Genomic DNA, 20,269 nt, shown 5'->3' with positions numbered 1-20,269 from the left:
GCAGCCAGGCAGCAGCCTGCTGGCAGCCGGATGGAAGAGACCCAGAGGATGCCCGCAAGCCGACACCCCGCAGCCGTCGCAGCGCCCACCGGACCTGCCCGCCAGGTCGGCTGCGGCCGCCCGCGCCTCGCGCTGGCCTGCCTGGCGGCCCTGCTGCTGGCCGCCTGCGCCTCGTCGCCGCCAGCCCGCTATGCTGGCTCCGCGCGCGCGCCTCGCCCCGTGATCGCCGACCCGTCTGCCGGCACCGAGGAAATCTCCATCCAGGCTATGTCGCTGGTCGGCACGCCTTATCGCTATGGCGGCAATACACCCGATTCCGGCTTCGATTGCAGCGGGCTGGTGCGCTACGTGGTGGCGCGTGCCGCCAATGTGAACCTGCCGCGCACCACCGAAGCCATGGGCGTGCGCGGCGCTCCGCTCGAGCGCAGCCAGGTGGCGGCGGGCGATCTGGTCTTCTTCAATACCACGGGCCGGCCGAATTCCCATGTCGGCATCTACGTCGGCCAGAACCGTTTCGTGCATGCACCGTCCACAGGAGGCACGGTGCGCCTCGAGGACATGAGCAAATCCTACTGGGCTTCGCGCTACAACGGCGCGCGCCGGGTCTCGGGCCCGCTGGATCCCGGCGACTCGCCGGTCATGGTGGTGCAATCGACCCCGGCGCCCGCCTCCTCCTCCACGCCCGTCCGCGCGGCCACGGCCCAGCCGGCCGACGACGACGATCCGATCGCGGCCTTCGCCAACCGCTGAAGCCGAAATCAAAAGGCCGGGCATCGCCCGGCCTTTTCTGTCATCCGATGCCGGTCGCCCCGGCACCCGCGGCATGCGGGGTCAGAGCACGTGCTTGCCCACCCACCAGGCGATCGCCGCCATGAAGGCCGAGGCCGGAATGGTCAGCACCCAGGCCCAGACGATATTGCCCGCCACGCCCCAGCGCACGGCGGACATCTTCTGCACCGAGCCCACGCCGACGATGGCGCCGGTGATGGTATGGGTGGTGGACACGGGCACGCCCAGCGCGGAAGCGATGAACAAGGTCAGCGCACCGCCGGTCTCCGCGCAGAAGCCGCCGACCGGCTTGAGCTTGGTGATCTTCTGCCCCATGGTGCGCACGATGCGCCAGCCGCCGAACAGCGTGCCCATACCGATCGCCACGTAGCAGCAGACGATGACCCACACCGGGGGCTCGGCGCCACCGGCGGCCACGTGGCCGCTGGCGATCAGCAGCATCCAGATGATGCCGATGGTCTTCTGCGCGTCGTTGCCGCCGTGGCCCAGGCTGTACATCGAGGCGGACAGCAGCTGCAGCCGGCGGAACCAGCGGTCGACGCGCGACGGCGGCGTGCGGAAAAAGGTCCAGCCGACGATCACCATCATCAGCGAACCGAGCACCATGCCGAGCAGCGGCGAGATCAGGATGAAGGCCACCGTCTTCAGCAGGCCGCCGCCCACCAGTGCGCCGGTGCCCGACTTGGCCACCGCCGCACCGACCAGGCCGCCGATCAACGCATGCGACGACGATGACGGAATGCCGTAGTACCAGGTGATCAGGTTCCAGGCGATCGCCCCCATCAGCGCGCCGAACACCACATAGTGGTCGACGATCGCCACGTCGATGGTGCCGGTGCCCACGGTGGCGGCGACCTTGAGGTGGAAGATGAAGATCGCGACCACATTGCACATGGCCGCCATCGCCACCGCATGGTGGGGCTTGAGCACCCCGGTGGAGACCACGGTCGCGATGGAGTTTGCCGCGTCATGGAAGCCGTTCATGAAATCGAACAGCAAGGCGAGCGCCACCAGCAGGGCGATCACCCACAGGCTCATTTGTACGGTCTGCATGCGGGTACGCGCCTCAGGCGTTCTCGAGGACGATGCCCTCGATGATGTTCGCCACGTCCTCGCACTTGTCGGTGATGGTCTCGAGCTGCTCGTAGATGGCCTTCAGCTTGATCAGACGCTTGACGTCGGTCTCGTCGCGGAACAGCTTGGACATGGCGGCACGCATCACGCGGTCGGCTTCCGACTCGAGCTGGTCGATCTGCTGGGCAGTCTTCAGGATGGTGCTGGCATTGCTCATGTCCTCGAGCAGGCCCACGGCGATCTTGACCTGGTCGCAGCACTGCACGCAGATGGCGGCCAGGCGGCGTGCCTCCTCGGTCAGGCTGGTCACGTCGTACAGCGAGATGGTTTCCGCCACGTCCTCCATCAGGTCGAGGATGTCGTCCATGGTGGTGATCAGCTTGTGGATCTCGTCACGGTCCAGCGGCGTGATGAAGGTCTTGTGCAGCAGGTCGATGGTGTCGTGCGTGATGCGGTCGGCCTTCTTCTCGGTGGCCTGCACGCGGCGCGCATGCGCTTCGGCATTCGGCAGGTCGTTCACCAAGACCTCGAGTTCGCGCGCGGCGGTGGTCGCGCATTCCGCGTGCTGGTTGAAATATTCGAAGAACTTGCCCTCGGTGGGCATGAATCGGCCGAACATGAAATGTTCCTTGTCGTAGCGCCGGGGGGCGCCGCTGGGATTGTTGCGGGGGGTGGATGCGGCGGACACAGGTCCGCATGACACGACAGCCGCGCGAAGGCGGCTGTCATCAAGTCGCAATATTTTACAGGGTTGCCGGCGCCGCGCCGCGACAATCGACGCAATTTGCGTCTGCTTCCCGCGAAGCCGCGCCGGTGCTGGCGTCAGGTGTCGTTGTCGAAGAAGGCCGGACCGCCGCTGAAGTTGTCGAACTTGGTGAACTGGCCCAGGAAGGTCAGGCGCACCGTGCCGATCGGACCGTTACGCTGCTTGCCGATGATGATCTCGGCCGTGCCCTTGTCCTGCGAATCCGGGTTGTAGACTTCGTCGCGGTAGATGAACAGGATCACGTCGGCATCCTGCTCGATGGCGCCGGATTCGCGTAAGTCTGACATCACCGGCCGCTTGTTCGGCCGCTGTTCCAGGCTGCGGTTGAGCTGCGACAGCGCGATCACCGGGCAGTTCAGCTCTTTGGCCAGGCCCTTGAGCGAACGCGAGATCTCGGAAATCTCGGTGGCGCGGTTCTCGCCGCCGCCCGAGCCCGACATCAGCTGCAGGTAATCGATGATGATCAGGCCGAGCTGGCCGCACTGGCGCGCCAGCCGGCGCGAGCGCGCGCGCAGCTCCATCGGGTTCAGCGCGGGCGTCTCGTCGATGAAGAGCTGGGCATCGTTCATGCGCTGGATCGCATGGGTCAGCCGCGGCCAGTCCTCGTCGAGCAGGCGCCCCGTGCGCAGCCGGTGCTGGTCGAGCCGGCCGACCGAACCGAGCATACGCATGGCGAGCTGGGTACCCGCCATTTCCATCGAGAAGACCGCGACCGGCAGCCCCTGCTCGACAGCGACGTGCTCGCCGATATTGAGCGAGAACGCCGTCTTACCCATCGACGGACGCCCGGCGACGATGACCAGGTCGCCCGGCTGCATGCCGCTGGTCATCCGGTCCAGGTCGATGAAGCCGGTAGGCACGCCCGTCACGTCGGACGTCGAATCGCGGTGGTACAGCTCGTCGATGCGCTCCACCACCTGGGTCAGCAGCGGCTGGATCTCCTGGAAGCCGGCCTGCCCGCGCGCGCCTTCCTCGGCGATGGCGAAGACCTTGGATTCGGCTTCGTCGAGCAGCTCGCGCACCTCGCGGCCCTTGGGCGCGAAAGCGGCGGTGGCGATATCGTCGGCCACCGTCACCAGCTTGCGCAGCACCGAGCGCTCGCGCACGATTTCCGCATAGCGGCGGATATTGGCCGCACTCGGCGTGTTCTGCGCCAGCGAATTGAGATAGGCCAGGCCGCCGACTTCCTCCGCCTTGCCTGCCACCTGCAGCATCTCGTAGACGGTGATGACGTCGGCGGGCTTGGTGGCCGAGATCAGGCGGGCGATGCTCTGGAAGATCAGCCGATGGTCGAAGCGGTAGAAGTCCGCCTCCGACAGGAAATCCGCGATGCGGTCCCAGGCGGCGTTGTCCAGCAGCAGGCCGCCGAGCACCGATTGCTCGGCCTCGATGGAGTGCGGCGGGACCTTGAGGTTGTCTAGTTGGGGGTCGGCGACGGGCGCATTCATGGGGGGCAATTATAGCGGCGACGGGGCCCGGCCCGCGCGGAGAATTCGGCAGTGGCGAACCACTGTGGCGTCGGCGGCGTCACGCGACGGACAAGAAAAAAGGCAGAAGCCCAAGCTTCTGCCTTTTCTCGTGATCCGAACCGGCCGGTGCGTGCCGCTGCGGGCACCGCTCCAGCCTGGCGCCGGAATCTCAGACCTGCTCGCCCAGCACCGAGACGGTCACGTCGACCACCACGTCGGTGTGCAGCGCCACGCTGACCGGATGGTCGCCGACCATCTTCAGCGGACCGTTCGGCAGGCGGACCTGCGCCTTCTCGACGACGAAGCCTTGCGGAGCCAGGGCTTCGGCGATGTCGGCGTTGGTCACCGAGCCGAACAGGCGGCCATCCACACCCGACTTCTGGGTGATCTGGATGGTCAGGCCGTTCAGCTTCTCGCCTTCCGCCTGGGCGGCGGCCAGCTTCTCGGCGGCAGCCTTTTCCAGGTCGGCACGCTTGGCTTCGAATTCTTCGATGGCGGACTGGGTCGCGCGGCGGGCCTTCTTGCTCGGGATCAGGAAGTTACGGGCGTAACCGTCCTTCACGCGAACGATGTCACCCAGGTTGCCCAGGTTGACGACTTTTTCAAGCAGAATGACTTGCATCGTATATCTCTCCTTTACCTAGGGCCTGACAATCAGTTCTTGTGCAGGTCGGTGTACGGCAGCAGCGCGAGGAAACGCGCACGCTTGATAGCCGTATCGAGCTGACGCTGATAGTGCGCCTTGGTACCGGTCAGGCGTGCCGGCGTGATCTTGCCGTTGTCGCCGATGAAGTCCTTCAGGGTGTCCAGATCCTTGTAGTCGATCTGTTCCACGCCAGCCACGGTGAAGCGGCAGAAGCGCTTGCGCTTGAACAGCGGGTTCTGCTGCTGGAAGCGCTTCTTGTTCTTGTTGTCACGTTTGACGAATGCCATGATTCAATCCTTTTCGAATGCTTTACATCCAGTGATGTGAAAGACGAGAGCCTTGCTGTTGCGATGCTTGCGGGCCAGGAAGCCTTCGCAGTCGAGCAGCGTGCCCAGCGGCATGCGCTCCAGGCGCTGGCCGACCGGGCCGATGCCCATCGCCGCGATGGCGAACTCGATCTGCCGGGGAATCTGCGCCTCGACCACCTCGCCAGCGTGCTGCAGCAAGCAGTTCACGACAGGCACGCCGGCCGGCGTGTAGCGCAGGGCTTCGCGTTCGACTAGGGTCGCGGACAGCCGCAACTGGTTCAACGCGCGCCTCCTTGCTGGTCCCGGGCCACCCTGCCGATCCGGCCGGGCAGCGCTCTAGCGCACCGCACCGCCGATCAGGCGGCCTGGCTCTCGCTGCTTTGTTGCGCGGCCTTGCGGGCTTCTTCGCGCTGCACTTCCTTCATCATCGGCGAGGGAGCGGTTTCGGCCTTCTTGGTCTGGACGATCAGGTGACGCAGCACCGCATCGTTGAACTTGAACGCGTGTTCGAGTTCGGCCAGGGTTTCCTTGCCGCATTCGATGTTCAGGCAAACGTAGTGAGCCTTGGCCAGCTTCTGGATCATGTAGGCCAGTTGGCGACGACCCCAGTCTTCCACGCGGTGAACCTGGCCATTCTGCGAGGTGACCAGCGACTTGTAACGCTCGATCATCGCGGGCACTTGTTCGCTCTGGTCCGGATGGACGATAAAGACGATTTCGTAATGACGCATTGACGCTCCTTTTGGGATGAGCCACCCGGGCGTCACGTCCGGTGCGGCAAGGTTGGATAGCCTGCCATTATAGCCCGCAGCAAGCTGGCACGGCAAGCAGACTGCCCGCTCAGCACTGCGCGAAGCACTGCTGCAGCCGGCCAGGGTCCGCCGCCAGCCGAGGATCCCGAGCCAGAGCGAGCAACAGCAGCGCGCGCGCCTTGTAGGGATTCAGGTCACCCGCGGAGACGAACAGGCCGGCGCCAGGATTCGGCAGTGCCGGAATCGATACATGGCCCGCACCGGTGCGAGAACTGCGCACCACCGCGACACCTGCGCGCGCCGCGTCGGCCAGCGCGGCAGCCAGCGCCTCGTGAATCGAACCGTTCCCCGCCGCCGCCACCACCAGGCCCGCCGCGCCGGCAGCCACCAGCGCGTCGACGACGATACGGGAGGGCTGCGCATAGCTCGGCACAATTTCCACCAGCGGCCACTCCCCGGCTGGCAGCGGCCAGGACCGCTCGACCCGGCGCAATGGCGCGCGCATGAAGCTCACCAGCTCATCCTGGACGAAACCGAGCGGGCCGCCCACCGGCGACACGAAGGCATCGACCGCCGAGGTATGTGCCTTGACGACATCCCGCGCAGCATGGATCTGCTGGTTCAGCACCACCAGCACGCCACGGCCGCACGCCTCCGGATGGGCCGCCACACGCACGGCATCGAGAAGATTGAGCGGGCCATCCGCCGACAGGGAGGTCGAAGGCCGCATGGCCGCGGTCATCACTACGGGAACCGGTACCGCACAGGACAGGTGCAGCAGCATGGCCGTCTCTTCCAGGGTATCGGTACCGTGAGTCACCACCACACCCGCCACATCGGGCTGGGCGCACCAGAATGCCACGCGCGCCTGCAGTCTGGCCCACAGCGCAAAGCCCATGTCCTTGCTGTCGACCTGGGCCACCTGCTCGGCCTCCAGGCGCGCCACCGACTTCAACGCCGGCACGGCATCCAGCAGCGCCGTCACCGGCACCGTGGCTGCCTGGTAATGCGCACTGCTGGCCGCGCTGGCGGCGGAACCGGCGATGGTGCCGCCGGTGGCAAGCACGACGATGCGGGGAAGCTTGGACATATCAGGGCGGGAACACGGGTGAGCCGCGATTGTAACCGTACGCCCAACCACCATCACTCCGCCGCACCGGCCACAGGTCGCGCAAATTCCACTTGCACTTCGTCACATACTGTATAAAATCACAGCATACTGTTTAAACATACAGTACCCCTGACACCAAGAACAAAGCGGCGACTCCATGGCAACCCTGACTCCGCGGCAACAACAGATCTTCGACCTGATCCGCAACACGATCCGCCGCACCGGCTTTCCGCCTACGCGCGCAGAAATCGCCGCGGAGTTCGGCTTCTCCTCCCCGAATGCCGCCGAGGAACATCTGCGGGCACTGGCGCGCAAGGGCGTGATCGAGTTGACCCCGGGCGCCTCGCGCGGCATCCGCCTCAAGGTCTCGCGCAGCGATTCGGAAACACCGGACCAGTTCACATTGCCGATGGCCGGCGTGATGCAACTGACCCTGCCGCTGGTCGGCCGCGTCGCGGCAGGCAGCCCCATCCTCGCCGCCGAGCACATCGACCGGCAGTATCAGGTGGATGCCTCGGTCTTCGACGAACAGCCCGACTATCTGCTGCGCGTGCGCGGCCTCAGCATGCGCGATGCCGGCATCCTCGACGGCGACCTGCTCGCAGTCAAGCGCGCCAGCGAGGCCAGCAACGGCAAGATCGTGGTAGCACGCCTTGGCGAGGACGTCACTGTCAAACGCTTCAAGCGACGAGGCGACAGCATCGAGCTGATTGCCGAGAACCCCGACTACCCCAACATCCTCGTGAAACCGGGAGAAGAAGAGTTCTCTCTCGAGGGTATCGCGGTCGGACTGATCCGTCCGGCCGGCTTCTAGCGCAGCCGGCCCGACCCCTCGCCGCCGCCAGGTCTGCAGCGTGGCGGCACCTGCCTCACCGTTCCGAAGGCGCCCGCCGACGCTGGCGCCATCCCCCGACTATTGTCAATCGACAGGTGCAACCATGCCGCAAGCCAATACCATCTCCGCCCGCCGCCCGGTCAAGCCAGTGCCTTTCCGCCAATGCAAGGGCGTGCGCATCTACCAAGGCGCGCAGCGCCGCACCATGGTCGGCAGCATGGCCGCCATCTGCCGCATGCTGGAGTTGGCCGAGCCGGCCAAGCTGCACGTCTGAGCCTGCGCGGCACCCGAGTACGCACGGGTACGTGACAGGCGCGGCTCGCCGTGCCGTGCCTGTCACGCCGGGCATTCGCTTTGCCGCATTCGCTTTGCCGCGCATCTGCTTTGCATGATGCACGACGGCGCCCGAGCAATCGCATGCCCGAGCGGTCGTCGCGCACCAACGATTCCGCGATGTTCCAGGCGCCTTCAATCCGCGTCCAACCCTCTGCCTATGCCAGGCAATGCGTAGGGTGCCCCTCCCTTGATGCACACTCCGCCCCTCGTTCGAAGGGGGCATTTCCGTATCTTTACCGTTGTTTGCAATTGCAGCGGCGCGCAGCACGTCAGTGCCGGCGAGATTCGCGTGCCGGCTCGCTAGAATGGCCGCTGACATCGGATTAGCGCCGCACCGGCAGCAGCTCCATCTGCGGGGTCGCCGGCAAGACTGACAGGCGCTCGTACGCGCCGCGCTGCTGCATTGCCGAGGCATACCACGCTGCCTGCCTCGGCACACCGACCACCCTCCGGACAGCGCTCCCGGCCACCACAACGACTACAGATCGGGGACCTCGCTTGCCGCTTCAAACTGTCCAGGTTCTGGCCTTGGGCAATCCCGCCATCGCCACGCTGCTATCCCTGTGCTTCCTGCTGGCCTGGAGCTACGAGCGCGCGCAGCGTCACCTGCTGATGTTCTGCGCATCGTTCCTGATCTATGCCTTGGCCGCGTCAGCGCAGATCCTGCAACTGCCGCGCGACGCTGGCGTGAACCTGCTGCTGTCCTGCGCGCTCTACCTGGGTAGCACCCTGTTGCTGTTGCGCGGCGTCGTAGCACGCGCCGACGCGCAGTTCGATGCCGTGCCGCTGACCACGCTGGCCTGTCTGCAGTTGATCGCGCTGGCGTACTTCCACTATGCCGACGACCAGATCGCGGCACGCATCTACATACTCCACGGCGGCATCGCAGTGATGCTGCTGACCGGCGTCGCGCGGCTTGGCAAACTGCGCCTGGGCGCCGCCGTCGACCGCGCGCTGTATTGGATCCTGCTGGCGTTTGCGCTGAGCTTCGTGCCACGCTCGGCACTGACCATCACATCCGCCGCGTCCGGCAACGCCGACTCACTAGCGCACTCGCCCTTCTGGATCGCACTGCAGCTCAGCCTGGTACTGTTCGGCATCGTGCTCGGCCTGGCCCTGCTCGCAGGCGCCATGTCCGACGTGATCGACAAGCTGCGCGAGGAACGCGACACCGATCCCCTGACCCGCCTCCACAACCGCCGTAGCTTCGAGGTGCTGGCTGAGCGCGAGATTCCGCCCCGCCAAGACCAGCCGCTCAGCGTGCTGCTCTGCGATATCGATCACTTCAAGCACATCAACGACACCCACGGCCACGTCGCAGGCGACACGGTCCTGTCGGAATTCGGCCACCTGGTCCTCGCAAGCATCCGCCATCGGGACATTGCAGGCCGCATCGGCGGCGAAGAGTTCGCCATCCTTCTGCCCGGCACCGACGTTGCGAGCGCGCTGCACCTGGCCGAACGCCTGCGCCACACGCTCGAGACGACGGCATTCGAAGCCCTGCCCGGCACATGTACCGTGACCGCCAGCTTCGGCGTCACCGCGCTCGCCGCCGGGGAATCGCTAGATGACCTGCTGACCCGGGCCGACATGCTGCTTTACACCGCCAAGCGCGAGGGAAGGAATTGCGTGGCATTCGAGCACAATCCGCCACCGGCACAACTGGCGAACTCCCGCCAGGCGGCCTAGGCAGGATCCGCAGCGCGACGAGGAGCAAGGACGACTATCAGCCGACCCTGCCTGAAAACCGGTGCGACCTCAGTCCTTACCAGCCACCTGCGCGCCGGCAGCTCCGCCTGACGCCGCAGGCCAGGGCTCCGCATGCTCGATCGGTGCGGCCTTGCCGTTGCCCAGGATAGCTCCATCCACAGCGTACTTGGCAGCGACCCGCGCCTGCACTGCATCCATGACGGCACGCACCGCCGGCCCCGCACCTTCTGAGGCCGCCACCCCGGTGGCCGCCCGGGCCTTGGCGCCAAGCGGATAGAACACAAACTCGACACCCTCCGGCACCCCCGCCTCCTTGGCCAGGCGCCGGTTAAGCTTGCGCAGGTATTGCTTCTTCGAGACCGTCGTTTTCGCCATCGCCATCTCCTGGAGAGTCGAGCAATGCTAGCATGGCAGGACGAGGCACCGTATCGAATGGTCTACGCCATCCATTGGCCGCAACCGCAACTGGCCCGGGAACGGCTGCCGAGAAAGCATCGGCACATCGAAGTCAAAGCGTGCAGTCGGAGCTATGCCAACCGCATCGTTGGACAAGCCCGCATCCCTAACTTAACGACTGGGATTTCCCCGTGAAAACAGCACACTACCGCGCGGCGAGCCCAAAGCAAAACGGCCGCTTCTGCAAGCGGCCGTTCTACAAGAAATTCCTGGGGTGGCTGATGGGACTCGAACCCACGACGACAGGAATCACAATCCTGGACTCTACCAACTGAGCTACAGCCACCGTCGTTTTGCTGCTTTCGATTCGTTGCGAACCGTCGATCAGCGAAAACCAAGATTATACGGAGAAGTTTCCGTCATGGCTAGTACTCAACACAAAATTTTTCAGCACCCACCGAGAGCCGCTGACGCATGCCCGAGAAACGGCATGCGCCGTCCACCAGCTCAACGACGGCTCAGGTCCCACTTCGACTCGAGCAGGACCGCCTCCTTGATCGCTTCGATCGTGTCGGACTCCGTGTCGAACAGGCCCAGCAGGCGGCGAGACCTGCCGTTCAGCACGTCGGCCTGCAAGGCTTTGCTGGCCTCTCCATCGATGCCGAAGCGCCAGCAATAGCGCGCCGTCCACTTGCCGTCCTGCAGCCGCTCGGCTACCCACACGACGCGGAAGCCTTCGAATTCCACGCCAAACAACTCGTCCAATGTCCTGCCCTCCAAGCTCAGATGCTCCCCCGCATCCCGGCCGGCCTGCCGACGGCGGCCGCACTCTCTCTTTCTCTGCTAGCTCTATTGTCTCGCTGTTGCCTCTCTGCTCGCGCGCCGCAAGGGAACCAATCGAGCGAGGTGCGGGACTGAACCGTATTGCCAACCCGATCCCGACACCCTTCCTCATGACCTCCCTGCTACGCCTCGCCATCGTCCTGCTGGCCAGCGCATTGGCCGCATGCGCCGCCACGGGCAGTGAGACCGCCGGTACCGGCATCTCGACCTACGGCACCATCGACGTCGGGATCAGCCACACCCGCTGACCCACTTCCCTGTCGACCCAAGCAGTGCCGTCTTTGAACATGATAGACGCGCGAGCAGGGGCCTAGGGAATGTCGGCAAGCAAGCGGAACTTTTGAGAGATATCCCACCCTAAAGACTTTACGCCCGCGACCACATGTGGCGCAAGCTGCATAATATCGATTCGGGCCGCAAGAAGCTCGACGAACCACAGGCAAGACGCAGCATGCCGGTTCGGCGCAGGCATCTGTCATGCAGCTGCCACCTCGAATGGCCATCATGCGGCCAAGCCGATGACAGGATCCACCGGCAACGATGCCCGCGACAAAAAAAACAGCCCGCACAAGGCGGGCTGAATAATCAGTTGAAGAAAGCCCTGTATTCGAGGGCAGGGCCAGTGTATGGAGTCCGCCGTCACTCTGCATTTAGGGGAATCCCTTTGCCGGCGCGACTTTCCCGGTAGCACACTGCGACGACCGCGGCGCATGTGTCGCAATCTCAACGTCCGGCCAGCACCGCACAAAAAGACAATTCGGAGTTAGAGCTTTTCTTCGGACCGGCACGCCACCCTGAACGGAGGGGCGACGACAGGCGCTGTCAGACTGCCTCGGCTACCGGCTCCGCTTCGCGACGCAGATGGCTGCGCGCCTCTTCGAACAAGGCATCCACCTCAGCAGAAGAACGTGCCGCGGCCATTCGCCGGGCATCCGACAGGATGCGCCGCCAGCCTCGTCCGCCATGGATCCCCCGATGCAGGCCCAACATATGGCGCGTGACCGCCCCCATATACCCGCCTGCCTCGACATGGCGCCCGATATAGGCCTGCATGGCCAGTTCCACCTCCAGCCTCGACGCGATCGGCGTAGCAGCCCCGTAGAAGCGCGCATCGACCTCGGCCAGCAGATAAGGATGGTGATAGGCCTCGCGCCCGATCATGACACCATCGACGTGCTCGAGATGCGCGTCCATCTGCTGATAGTCCACGATGCCGCCATTGATCAGGATCTCAAGCTGCGGAAACTCGCGCTTCAACTGGTAAGCCACCTCGTAGCGCAGCGGCGGGATCTCGCGGTTCTCCTTGGGGCTGAGCCCCTTGAGGATGGCATTGCGCGCATGCACGATGAAGGTCTCGCAACCGGCTTGCGCAATGGTGCCGACGAAATCACGCACGAAATCGTAGTGTTCGATAGTGTCGATGCCGATGCGGTGCTTGACCGTTACTGGCACCGAAACCGCATCGCGCATCGCCTTGACGCAGTCCGCGACCAGCGCCGGCTCCGCCATCAGGCAGGCACCGAAGGCCCCGCGCTGCACCCGTTCGGAGGGGCAACCGCAGTTCAGGTTGATTTCCGCATAGCCCCACCGCTCGCCCAATCGTGCAGCATGAGCCAGGTCGGCTGGTTCGCTGCCACCGAGCTGGAGCGCTACCGGCTGTTCCACCTCGTCATAGTCGAGATGGCGCGCCACATCGCCATGCAACAGGGCACCGGTCGTCACCATCTCCGTGTACAGCCAGGTATGGCGGCTCAATTGGCGGTGAAACATGCGGCAATGGCGGTCGGTCCAATCCATCATCGGCGCGACCGAGACGCGGCGGGGGGTGGTTGTCATGGAAAACGGCTTCAAAACGGATTGAGCAGGCAGGCGGCCCTGCCTTGGTGGAACGGCCGCCGCGCAGCGGCCCGCGCGCCTTGCGGCGAGCACATCTGCCTTGCACAAGGCATTTCACGGCACTTCATGCCCGCGCGGCAAAGCGCCGGCACACTGTGTGGCGCGAGGACGAGAGTATAGGCTACCGTGCGCGGCAGCGCTGGTGGCCCGGCGCTTGGCATCCGCGGCACACCGCATGCTCGCCACTTGCCACAGCCCACCCCAGTGGCTATACCAAAAGCGGCAAACTCTTTTTTGCCAGACTCGTTTTGACAGAGGCCCTCCGCTGCACGGCAAGGGCCTCTCTTTTGCATGCCGCCAATGAATGCCGGCGATGCCCTGCCCGCGGATGCATGGAACCGGTCCGGCCGGCTTCCCACGCCAATCCGAGTCACCCCTCTCCAGTGTGATGCCGACGCAACGATGCTGCGTGCATACTCACGGTTCACCGAGCCGAAGAGCCGGCGTGTGCACAAATGGAATGGGTCAATCGATATGAGCGCTACGCTTACCGTCAGTGGCTATGTCCTGATCAGCCTGCTCGTTCCCATGGTCGGGGCGCGCTGGCTCATCAAACACCACCCCGCGATGCGGGAGGATGTCCCCTCCGAGTCCGAGGCCTGGCCCGCTTCGGACGCCAACCGCCAAGGAGACGAATAACCGGCCACGGCCGCCGCCAGCCGGGCCCGCAAGGTCCTGCCGGCCGACGCCGACCAGGGCCCATCGGGCGGCGCCCGCCCTGGCCCTGGATCGGTCGCCTCAGCGCGCGGCGTTACGCTCCAGCCAGGCCGTATAGGCATCCATATACTTCTGCAGGAAGCCTCGCGTCGACTCGTTGGCAATACCGCCCTGCGCATCGAAGAGCTTGTCGACGCCGCTGAGATAGGCCTCCGGCTGCTGCAGCACCGGTACATTGAGGAAGACCAGCGACTGCCGCAGATGGTGGTTGGCGCCGAAGCCGCCGATGGCACCGGGCGAGGCGCTGACCACGCCGCCCGGCTTGCCGTCCCACGCGCTCTGGCCGTACGGCCGGGACCCGACGTCGATAGCATTCTTCATCGCGGCGGGCACCGAGCGATTGTATTCCGGGGTGACGAAGAGCACGCCGTCGGCACGGCGGATGCGGTCGCGGAATGCCGTCCACGCGGCAGGCGGATCGGCATCCAGATCCTGGTTATAGAGCGGCAGGTGCCCGATTTCGACCAGCTCCAGCTTCACGCTGGCCGGCGCCAGCGCTACCAGCGCCTGCGCCAGCTTCCGGTTCAGGGAGTCTTTGCGCAGGCTGCCCACCAGCACGGCGACATCACGAGGGTTGCTCATTGGGGTTCCTTTGACGAAGTGATCCGAATCCCGCCGGCCAGCCCTGCGGCGACAGCCGGGCCCGGCGCGCAAGCTGCCGCGCCAATCGGCACTCTACCCCATCTGGATGCCATCTGAGCGCGCGCCCGCGCCCAAGCCGCGCCCAAGCCGCACTCAGCCTGCGCTGAGGCCGGCGAGCGGGTGTTGCGCGCCGCGCCACGGGCTGTCGAAGAACGACAGCACGCGCTCACGCGCAACCTCGTCGAGCCGGGCGGGCTGCCACCTGGGCCGATGGTCCTTGTCCACCGCCAACGCCCGGATGCCTTCGATGCCATCGCCGCCACGGAATACGTAGTGCATCATGTCCAGCTCCATGCGCAGTTCGTTCTCGAGCGACATGTCGCGGGCACGGCGCACTTGCTCCAGCGTCACCTTGAGCATCAGCGGCGAGCGCGATCGCAGCGCCGCGGCGGTCTGCGCGGCCCAGTCGCCGGCGGCATCGCTGACCGCCGCCAGGATCGACTCGACGTCCGGCTGCGCGAAGAAACCATCGATGGCCGGGCGCTCGCGCGCCAGCATGCCCTGCTCCGGCGCGACGCCCGCACGGTGCGCCGCCGCGGCCGCGTCGAGCAGGGCGAGCACTTCCTCGCCGCTGGCGAAGCTGCGCCCGCGCAACGCGGCCAGCGCCTCAGCCATCGCATTGGACGGCAGGTAAAGGTCGGCCAGTCCTGCATAGAGCGCATCCGCCGCGCCCAGGACGGCGCCGGTCAGGCCCAGGTATTCGCCGAGATGGCCCGGCGTGCGCGCCAGGAACCAGCCGCCACCGACGTCGGGAAAGAGGCCGATATTCGTTTCCGGCATGGCCATCCTGGTCCGTTCGGTGACGATGCGCCGGCGCGCACCCTGCGAGATGCCCATGCCGCCGCCCATCACCACGCCGTCCATCAGTGCAATATAGGGCTTGCCGTAGCGATGGATCTGATGGTTGAGCGCGTACTCTTCGGCGAAGAACTGGTCCAGCAGCGGATCCTTGGCCAGCGCTGCCTGGTGGAAGAAGCGGATATCGCCGCCGGCGCAGAAGGCCTTGCCGCCGGCACCGGCCACCACCACCGCCACCACGCCGGGCGCCTCGGCCCACGCGGTCAGCGCGTGCGTGATGGCCCGGATCATGTCGAGGGAAAGCGCGTTCAGCGCTTGCGGGCGGTTCAGCGTCAGGTAGCCGATGCCACCCACTACTTCGGTCGTCACGAAGTCCGTCATCTGTCTCGTCTCCACTTCTCAGCAAAAATTCAAGCCGGCATTCTACGCCAGCCATCGGCGCGCACGGCCCCGGGCATCGGCGCCTCAGGCGAGGCGAAAGGTGGCCATCAGCCGCGTCAGCCGCTGCGCCTGGTCATCCAGCGCGGTGGCGGCTGCCGCCGCCTGTTCGACCAGCGCGGCATTCTGCTGCGTCATCGCATCCATGTGCGACACCGCCTGGTTGACCTGCTCGATGCCACGCGACTGCTCGTCGGACGCCGTGCTGATGCCCCCGATGATGGCGCTGACCCGCTGCACAGCGTCGACGATATCCTGCATCGCTGCACGGGCCTGGTCGACCAGGCCCGTGCCGTCGCGGACATCGGCCACCGAGGCGCCGATCAGCGAGCGGATCTCCTTGGACGCCGCGGCGCATCGCTGGGCCAGGTCGCGCACATCGCCGGCGACCACGGCGAAGCCCCGGCCGTGCTCGCCGGCACGCGCCGCCTCGACCGCCGCGTTCAGGGCGAGGATATTGGTCTGGAACGCGATCTTCTCGATCACCTCGATGATGTCGACGATCTTGCCCGAGCTGGCATCGATCGACTGCATGGTGCGCACCACGCGCGACACCGCCCCGCTGCCCCGCTCGGCCAGGTCGGTGGCGGCGATCGCGAGCGCCCTGGCCTCGCGCGCGCTTTCCGCGTTCTGGCGCACGGTGCCGGTCAGCTCCTCCATGCTCGAGGCGGTTTCCTCCAGCGAGGCTGCTTGTTGCTCCGTGCGCTGCGAAAGGTCGGTGTTGCCCGAGGCGATCTGCTGGCTGGCGCTGGCAATCGCATCGGCGCCGCCACGTACCTCGCTCACCATGGCGACCAGGCTGGACTGCATGCGGCCAAGCATGCCCAGCATGCGGCTGGTTTCGTTGCGTGCATGCTCATTGGCGCCGTGCACCTCCGCGCGGACTTCGCGCAGGTCGCCCGAGGCGATCTGCGCGAAGCGGCCGATGGCGATATCGAGCGGCCGCACGATCGATTGCCGCAGGCGCCAGGCCACCACGGTGCTGAAGGCCAGCCCGAGCAACAGCACGCCGCCGGCCAGCGCCAGCAGACGGTCGTAGCGCTGCTGCGAGTGCTCGTACACCGCGGCTGCGCTCGCTACCTGCAGCCGATTCAGGTCGCTGTTGACCGCGGTGAAAGCAATATCGAGCTTGGGGATGGTATCCAGCACGTAGCGCATCACCGTGTCGCGGTCGCCCGCATGCAGCGCCGCGATCATGGGCGCCACGCCTTGTGTGAACAGCGCCTCGCGCCGGGCGGAAACCTCGGCGGTGGCGCGCTCCGCCTCGGGCGAGCGCGGCAGCGCCAGATAGGCTTTCCAGGCGGCCTCCGACTGGCGCGCGAAGCCTTGCGCGCCCTCCGCGCGGGCGCGCGCGTCGGCGGGGTCGGTGGCAAAGGTGGCCTGGTCCAGCAGCACGCGTACCAGCAACTGGTTGGAGCGCGCCTCCGCCAGGTCGACCGCAGCCTTCAGCTGCTGCTGGTAGATCTGCCGCGTGGCCTCATTGCTGCGTGACATGCCCAGCCAGCCGACTGCGCCGACAATCAGCAGCAAGCTGTTGGTGACGACAGTCAGGAACCACAATCTGGCTCCGATCGTAGTGTTGCGAAACATCCTGGCTCCTCCGGAAACGGCTGCCCATGCAGCGATCAGCTGGTCTACGGCGCGCGCATTCGAAGCTTGACCGTTTGCCAAGGACGGACTGAATTGCATTTTTGTCAGGGATGGCGGCAGGTGGAGCCGATGCCACCCGCGCCATGCTGCACTGGCGTTGGCGCAACACGGCTCGGCGTATGGAGGAATCCCTCAAGCCAAACCCGGAACGAAGCGCGCACACTGCCCGCATGACCGCATCCGCGTCCGCTTCCGCCAGCCAGGCCGCCTTCGATCCCGGCCTGATCCTGCTGGCCTTCGCCCCCGCCTTCGTGCTGACGATCGCAGCCGAGGCCTGGTACTGGTCGCGCCGCGACGGCTCGGTCTACAGCCTGCGCGACACCGTCTCCAACGCCACCCTGGCGCTGATGCACCAGGCCTCCGACGCGGTCTTCCTCTGGCTGATGGTGCGCACCGCCTACACCTGGTGCTACCAGCACGGGCTGCGCGCCATGCCCGAGACCGCCTGGTCCTTCGTGCTGCTGCTTGTGCTGCAAGATCTGCTCTACTACGGCTTCCACCGCGCCAGTCATCGTGTGCGCTGGCTTTGGGCCTCGCACGTGACCCACCACTCGTCGGAGGGCATGAATTTCTCCACCGCCTTCCGGCAGAGCCTGACCTATCCGCTGTCGGGCATGTGGGTGTTCTGGCTGCCGCTGGCCTGGATCGGTTTCACGCCGGACTGGGTCATCCTGGCGGTGGGCTTGAGCCTGGCCTTCCAGTTCTTCGTCCACACCCGCCTCGGGCGGCGCTGGCCGCGGCTTGAGCGCGTCATCAACACGCCTTCCGTGCATCGTGTGCACCACGCGCGCAATCCGCGCTACATCGACCGCAACTACGCCGGCGTGCTGACCGTCTGGGACCACCTGTTCGGCACCTTCGTGCCAGAGGAAGAGGCGCCGCACTACGGCATCACCCGCCGCATCGCCACCCACAACCCGCTGACGCTGACCTTCCACGAATGGCGTGACATGTTCGCCGATACGTGGCGCAACCGCGACCTGCGCCACCTTTGGAAGCCACCGGAGTGGCAGCATCCGCGCGACGCCCAACGCGCGCACGCCGGCCGGCCCGGCTGATCCGCGACCGGTGGCGCAAGCAACAAAAAACCGCGCACAGGCGCGGTTTCTTGTCAGACCACCGGCATCGCGCCGGTGCGGTCAGTGCGGGCTTACGCGCCTTCGCGCGAGGCACGCTTGCGCTCGTGCTCCTTCAGGTGGCGCTTGCGCAGGCGGATGCTCTTGGGCGTGATCTCCACCAGTTCATCATCATCGATGAATTCCACCGCGTACTCCAGCGACATCTGGATCGGCGGCACCAGGCGCACGGCCTCGTCGGTACCCGAGGCGCGCACGTTGGTGAGCTGCTTGCCCTTGATCGGGTTGACCACGAGGTCGTTGTCGCGGCTGTGGATGCCGATGATCATGCCTTCGTACAGCGCGTCGCCCGGCTTGACGAACATGCGGCCGCGGTCCTGCAGCTTCCACAGGGCATAGGCCACCGCATCGCCGTCGTCCTGCGAGATCAGCACGCCGTTGTGGCGCTCGCCCAGGCCGCCTTCGCGCACCGGCGCGTAGTCGTCGAAGATATGGCTGATCAGGCCGGTACCACGTGTCAGCGTGAGGAATTCACCTTGGAAGCCGATCAGGCCACGCGCGGGAATCCGATACTCGAGGCGGGTGCGGCCCTTGCCGTCCGATGCCATGTCGAGCAGCTCGCCCTTGCGGCGGCCCAGCTCTTCCATGATGGAGCCCTGGTGGCCGTCTTCCACGTCCACGGTCAGCAGTTCGAACGGCTCGTGCTTGACGCCGTCGATTTCCTTGAACACCACGCGCGGGCGCGACACGGCCAGCTCGTAGCCTTCGCGGCGCATGTTTTCCAGCAGGATGGTCAGGTGCAGTTCGCCGCGACCCGACACTTCGAAGATGGTGTCGTCACCGGTGTCGGCCACGCGCAGCGCCACGTTCGACTTCAGCTCGCGGTCCAGCCGCTCGCGCAGCTGGCGGCTGGTCACGAACTTGCCTTCGCGGCCGGCCAGCGGCGAGGTGTTGACGCAGAAGTTCATGGTCAGCGTAGGCTCGTCCACCTTCAGCATCGGCAAGGCGTCCTGGGCCTCCGGCGCGCATACGGTGCAGCCGATGCCCAGTTCCTCGATGCCGTTGATCAGCACGATGTCGCCGGCCTCGGCTTCGGGCACGATCTCGCGCTCGAGGCCCTGGAACTTCAGCACCTGATTGATGCGGCCCTTGATCGGGCTGCCCTCGGGACCGAACTTGACGACTACGTCCTGCAGCGGACGGGCGCGGCCGCGCGAGATGCGGCCCACGCCGATCTTGCCGACATAGCTGGAGTAGTCCAGCGAGATGATCTGCAGCTGCAGCGGGCCGTCCGGATCGTCGTTACGCACCGGCACCTTGTCCAGCACGGTCTCGAACAGCGGCTTCATGTCGCCGCCGCGCACATCGTCGGTCAGGCCGGCGTAGCCGTTCAGGCCCGAGGCGTAGATCACCGGGAAGTCGAGCTGCTCGTCGTTGGCGCCCAGCTTGTCGAAGAGATCGAAGGTCTGGTTGATCACCCAGTCCGGGCGCGCCCCCGGACGGTCGATCTTGTTGATCACGACGATCGGCTTCAGGCCCAGCGCGAGCGCCTTGCGGGTCACGAAGCGCGTCTGCGGCATCGGGCCTTCAACCGCGTCGACCAGCAGCAGCACGCCGTCCACCATCGACAGCACGCGCTCGACCTCGCCGCCGAAGTCAGCGTGGCCCGGGGTGTCGACGATGTTGATGTGGGTGCCGTTGTATTCGACCGCACAGTTCTTGGCCAGGATGGTGATCCCGCGCTCCTTTTCCAGGTCGTTCGAATCCATCACGCGCTCAGCGATCTGCTGGTTCTCGCGGAAGGTGCCTGCCTGGCGCAGGAGCTGGTCGACTAGGGTGGTCTTGCCATGATCGACGTGGGCGATGATGGCGATATTGCGGATGGCGCGGGTCATTGCTGCGTCTCGCTGAAAGCGGGCCTCGAAAGATAACCCGGCATTCTAGCATGCTGCGTCGCAAAACCTTCTACGTCCAGGCGATGGGAACGCCCGGCCGGCCACGCTATTTATTGCGGATC

21 protein-coding genes and 1 tRNA gene are annotated in these 20,269 nt (G+C 65.8%); 6 read left to right on the top strand and 16 right to left on the bottom strand.

The genetic code is table 11. From position 1 onward, the window contains the following. Nucleotides 1–48: 48 nt before the first annotated feature. Entirely contained in the window at nt 49–750 is a 702-nt protein-coding gene (locus BKK79_RS18670; protein ID WP_071016460.1) for a C40 family peptidase, read from the top strand. Nucleotides 751–831: 81 nt separating this feature from the next. On the opposite strand, the gene BKK79_RS18665 is transcribed toward BKK79_RS18670, so the two are convergent. From BKK79_RS18665 to BKK79_RS18630, 8 genes are all read right to left on the bottom strand, one after another. After that, nucleotides 832–1,842 carry an inorganic phosphate transporter gene (locus BKK79_RS18665; protein ID WP_071013741.1) on the bottom strand — a complete coding sequence of 337 codons (1,011 nt, stop codon included), beginning with the start codon at nt 1,840–1,842 and terminating at the stop codon, nt 832–834. Nucleotides 1,843–1,855: 13 nt separating this feature from the next. Next, the gene (locus BKK79_RS18660) at nt 1,856–2,482 is read right to left on the bottom strand and encodes a DUF47 domain-containing protein (RefSeq protein WP_071013743.1); all 627 of its coding nucleotides are present in this window, start codon (nt 2,480–2,482) and stop codon (nt 1,856–1,858) included. Between the two features lie 203 nt (nt 2,483–2,685). After that, a complete protein-coding gene (locus tag BKK79_RS18655; RefSeq protein WP_071013745.1) occupies nt 2,686–4,077 on the bottom strand; it encodes a replicative DNA helicase in 1,392 nt (463 codons plus the stop codon). A 190-nt stretch (nt 4,078–4,267) separates the two neighbouring features. After that, complete coding sequence (gene rplI / locus BKK79_RS18650; protein ID WP_071013748.1) at nt 4,268–4,720, bottom strand: 50S ribosomal protein L9; 453 nt, start codon at nt 4,718–4,720, stop codon at nt 4,268–4,270. Nucleotides 4,721–4,752: 32 nt separating this feature from the next. Further along, on the bottom strand, nt 4,753–5,031 hold the full coding sequence (rpsR, locus tag BKK79_RS18645) for a 30S ribosomal protein S18 (RefSeq protein ID WP_006575387.1): 279 nt from the start codon (nt 5,029–5,031) through the stop codon (nt 4,753–4,755). A 3-nt stretch (nt 5,032–5,034) separates the two neighbouring features. After that, entirely contained in the window at nt 5,035–5,334 is a 300-nt protein-coding gene (priB, locus tag BKK79_RS18640; RefSeq protein ID WP_071013750.1) for a primosomal replication protein N, read from the bottom strand. Nucleotides 5,335–5,408: 74 nt separating this feature from the next. Continuing rightward, nucleotides 5,409–5,783, bottom strand: coding sequence for a 30S ribosomal protein S6 (gene rpsF / locus BKK79_RS18635; protein WP_071013753.1), 375 nt, complete (start codon nt 5,781–5,783; stop codon nt 5,409–5,411). A gap of 109 nt (nt 5,784–5,892) precedes the next feature. Continuing rightward, nucleotides 5,893–6,894, bottom strand: a complete 1,002-nt coding sequence (locus BKK79_RS18630; protein ID WP_071038215.1) for an asparaginase — start codon at nt 6,892–6,894, stop codon at nt 5,893–5,895. A 178-nt stretch (nt 6,895–7,072) separates the two neighbouring features. Between BKK79_RS18630 and lexA the strand changes: the two genes are divergently transcribed. From lexA to BKK79_RS18620, 3 genes are all read left to right on the top strand, one after another. Further along, nucleotides 7,073–7,729 carry a transcriptional repressor LexA gene (gene lexA / locus BKK79_RS18625; protein ID WP_071013758.1) on the top strand — a complete coding sequence of 219 codons (657 nt, stop codon included), beginning with the start codon at nt 7,073–7,075 and terminating at the stop codon, nt 7,727–7,729. Between the two features lie 124 nt (nt 7,730–7,853). Continuing rightward, entirely contained in the window at nt 7,854–8,024 is a 171-nt protein-coding gene (locus BKK79_RS41135; RefSeq protein WP_167366676.1) for a hypothetical protein, read from the top strand. Between the two features lie 590 nt (nt 8,025–8,614). Then, nucleotides 8,615–9,775: a GGDEF domain-containing protein gene (locus BKK79_RS18620; RefSeq protein WP_232346231.1), complete on the top strand. Its 1,161-nt coding sequence runs from the start codon at nt 8,615–8,617 to the stop codon at nt 9,773–9,775. A 69-nt stretch (nt 9,776–9,844) separates the two neighbouring features. Here BKK79_RS18620 and BKK79_RS18615 read toward each other — a convergent pair whose 3' ends face one another. From BKK79_RS18615 to BKK79_RS18605, 3 genes are all read right to left on the bottom strand, one after another. Further along, entirely contained in the window at nt 9,845–10,171 is a 327-nt protein-coding gene (locus BKK79_RS18615; protein WP_071013763.1) for a hypothetical protein, read from the bottom strand. Nucleotides 10,172–10,462: 291 nt separating this feature from the next. Further along, a tRNA-His gene (locus BKK79_RS18610) sits at nt 10,463–10,538 on the bottom strand. 161 nt (nt 10,539–10,699) lie between these two features. Next, a complete protein-coding gene (locus BKK79_RS18605; protein WP_156811288.1) occupies nt 10,700–10,957 on the bottom strand; it encodes a hypothetical protein in 258 nt (85 codons plus the stop codon). Between the two features lie 188 nt (nt 10,958–11,145). Here BKK79_RS18605 and BKK79_RS41130 point away from each other — a divergent pair, with 188 nt between their 5' ends. Next, nucleotides 11,146–11,283 (top strand): hypothetical protein, encoded by a 138-nt coding sequence (locus BKK79_RS41130; protein ID WP_167366677.1) that lies wholly within the window; start codon nt 11,146–11,148, stop codon nt 11,281–11,283. 574 nt (nt 11,284–11,857) lie between these two features. On the opposite strand, the gene dusA is transcribed toward BKK79_RS41130, so the two are convergent. The 4 genes from dusA to BKK79_RS18585 form a co-directional block, all read right to left on the bottom strand. Beyond that, nucleotides 11,858–12,871, bottom strand: a complete 1,014-nt coding sequence (dusA, locus tag BKK79_RS18600) for a tRNA dihydrouridine(20/20a) synthase DusA (protein WP_071013769.1) — start codon at nt 12,869–12,871, stop codon at nt 11,858–11,860. Nucleotides 12,872–13,669: 798 nt separating this feature from the next. Continuing rightward, nucleotides 13,670–14,230, bottom strand: a complete 561-nt coding sequence (locus BKK79_RS18595) for an NADPH-dependent FMN reductase (RefSeq protein ID WP_071013771.1) — start codon at nt 14,228–14,230, stop codon at nt 13,670–13,672. Between the two features lie 153 nt (nt 14,231–14,383). Continuing rightward, nucleotides 14,384–15,469: an enoyl-CoA hydratase/isomerase family protein gene (locus BKK79_RS18590; RefSeq protein ID WP_071038213.1), complete on the bottom strand. Its 1,086-nt coding sequence runs from the start codon at nt 15,467–15,469 to the stop codon at nt 14,384–14,386. Between the two features lie 84 nt (nt 15,470–15,553). After that, nucleotides 15,554–17,116, bottom strand: coding sequence for a methyl-accepting chemotaxis protein (locus BKK79_RS18585; RefSeq protein ID WP_071038212.1), 1,563 nt, complete (start codon nt 17,114–17,116; stop codon nt 15,554–15,556). Nucleotides 17,117–17,346: 230 nt separating this feature from the next. Between BKK79_RS18585 and BKK79_RS18580 the strand changes: the two genes are divergently transcribed. Further along, nucleotides 17,347–18,234 (top strand): sterol desaturase family protein, encoded by an 888-nt coding sequence (locus BKK79_RS18580; RefSeq protein ID WP_071038211.1) that lies wholly within the window; start codon nt 17,347–17,349, stop codon nt 18,232–18,234. Between the two features lie 92 nt (nt 18,235–18,326). Here BKK79_RS18580 and typA read toward each other — a convergent pair whose 3' ends face one another. Further along, nucleotides 18,327–20,147: a translational GTPase TypA gene (typA, locus tag BKK79_RS18575; RefSeq protein WP_071013783.1), complete on the bottom strand. Its 1,821-nt coding sequence runs from the start codon at nt 20,145–20,147 to the stop codon at nt 18,327–18,329. Nucleotides 20,148–20,269: the final 122 nt, after the last annotated feature.

It is taken from the genome of Cupriavidus sp. USMAA2-4 (assembly GCF_001854305.1).
In the GTDB taxonomy this organism is placed as follows: Bacteria; Pseudomonadota; Gammaproteobacteria; order Burkholderiales; family Burkholderiaceae; genus Cupriavidus; species Cupriavidus malaysiensis.
The sequence above is the reverse complement of the archived record's forward strand: the minus strand, read 5'-3'. Positions and strand labels throughout refer to the sequence as shown.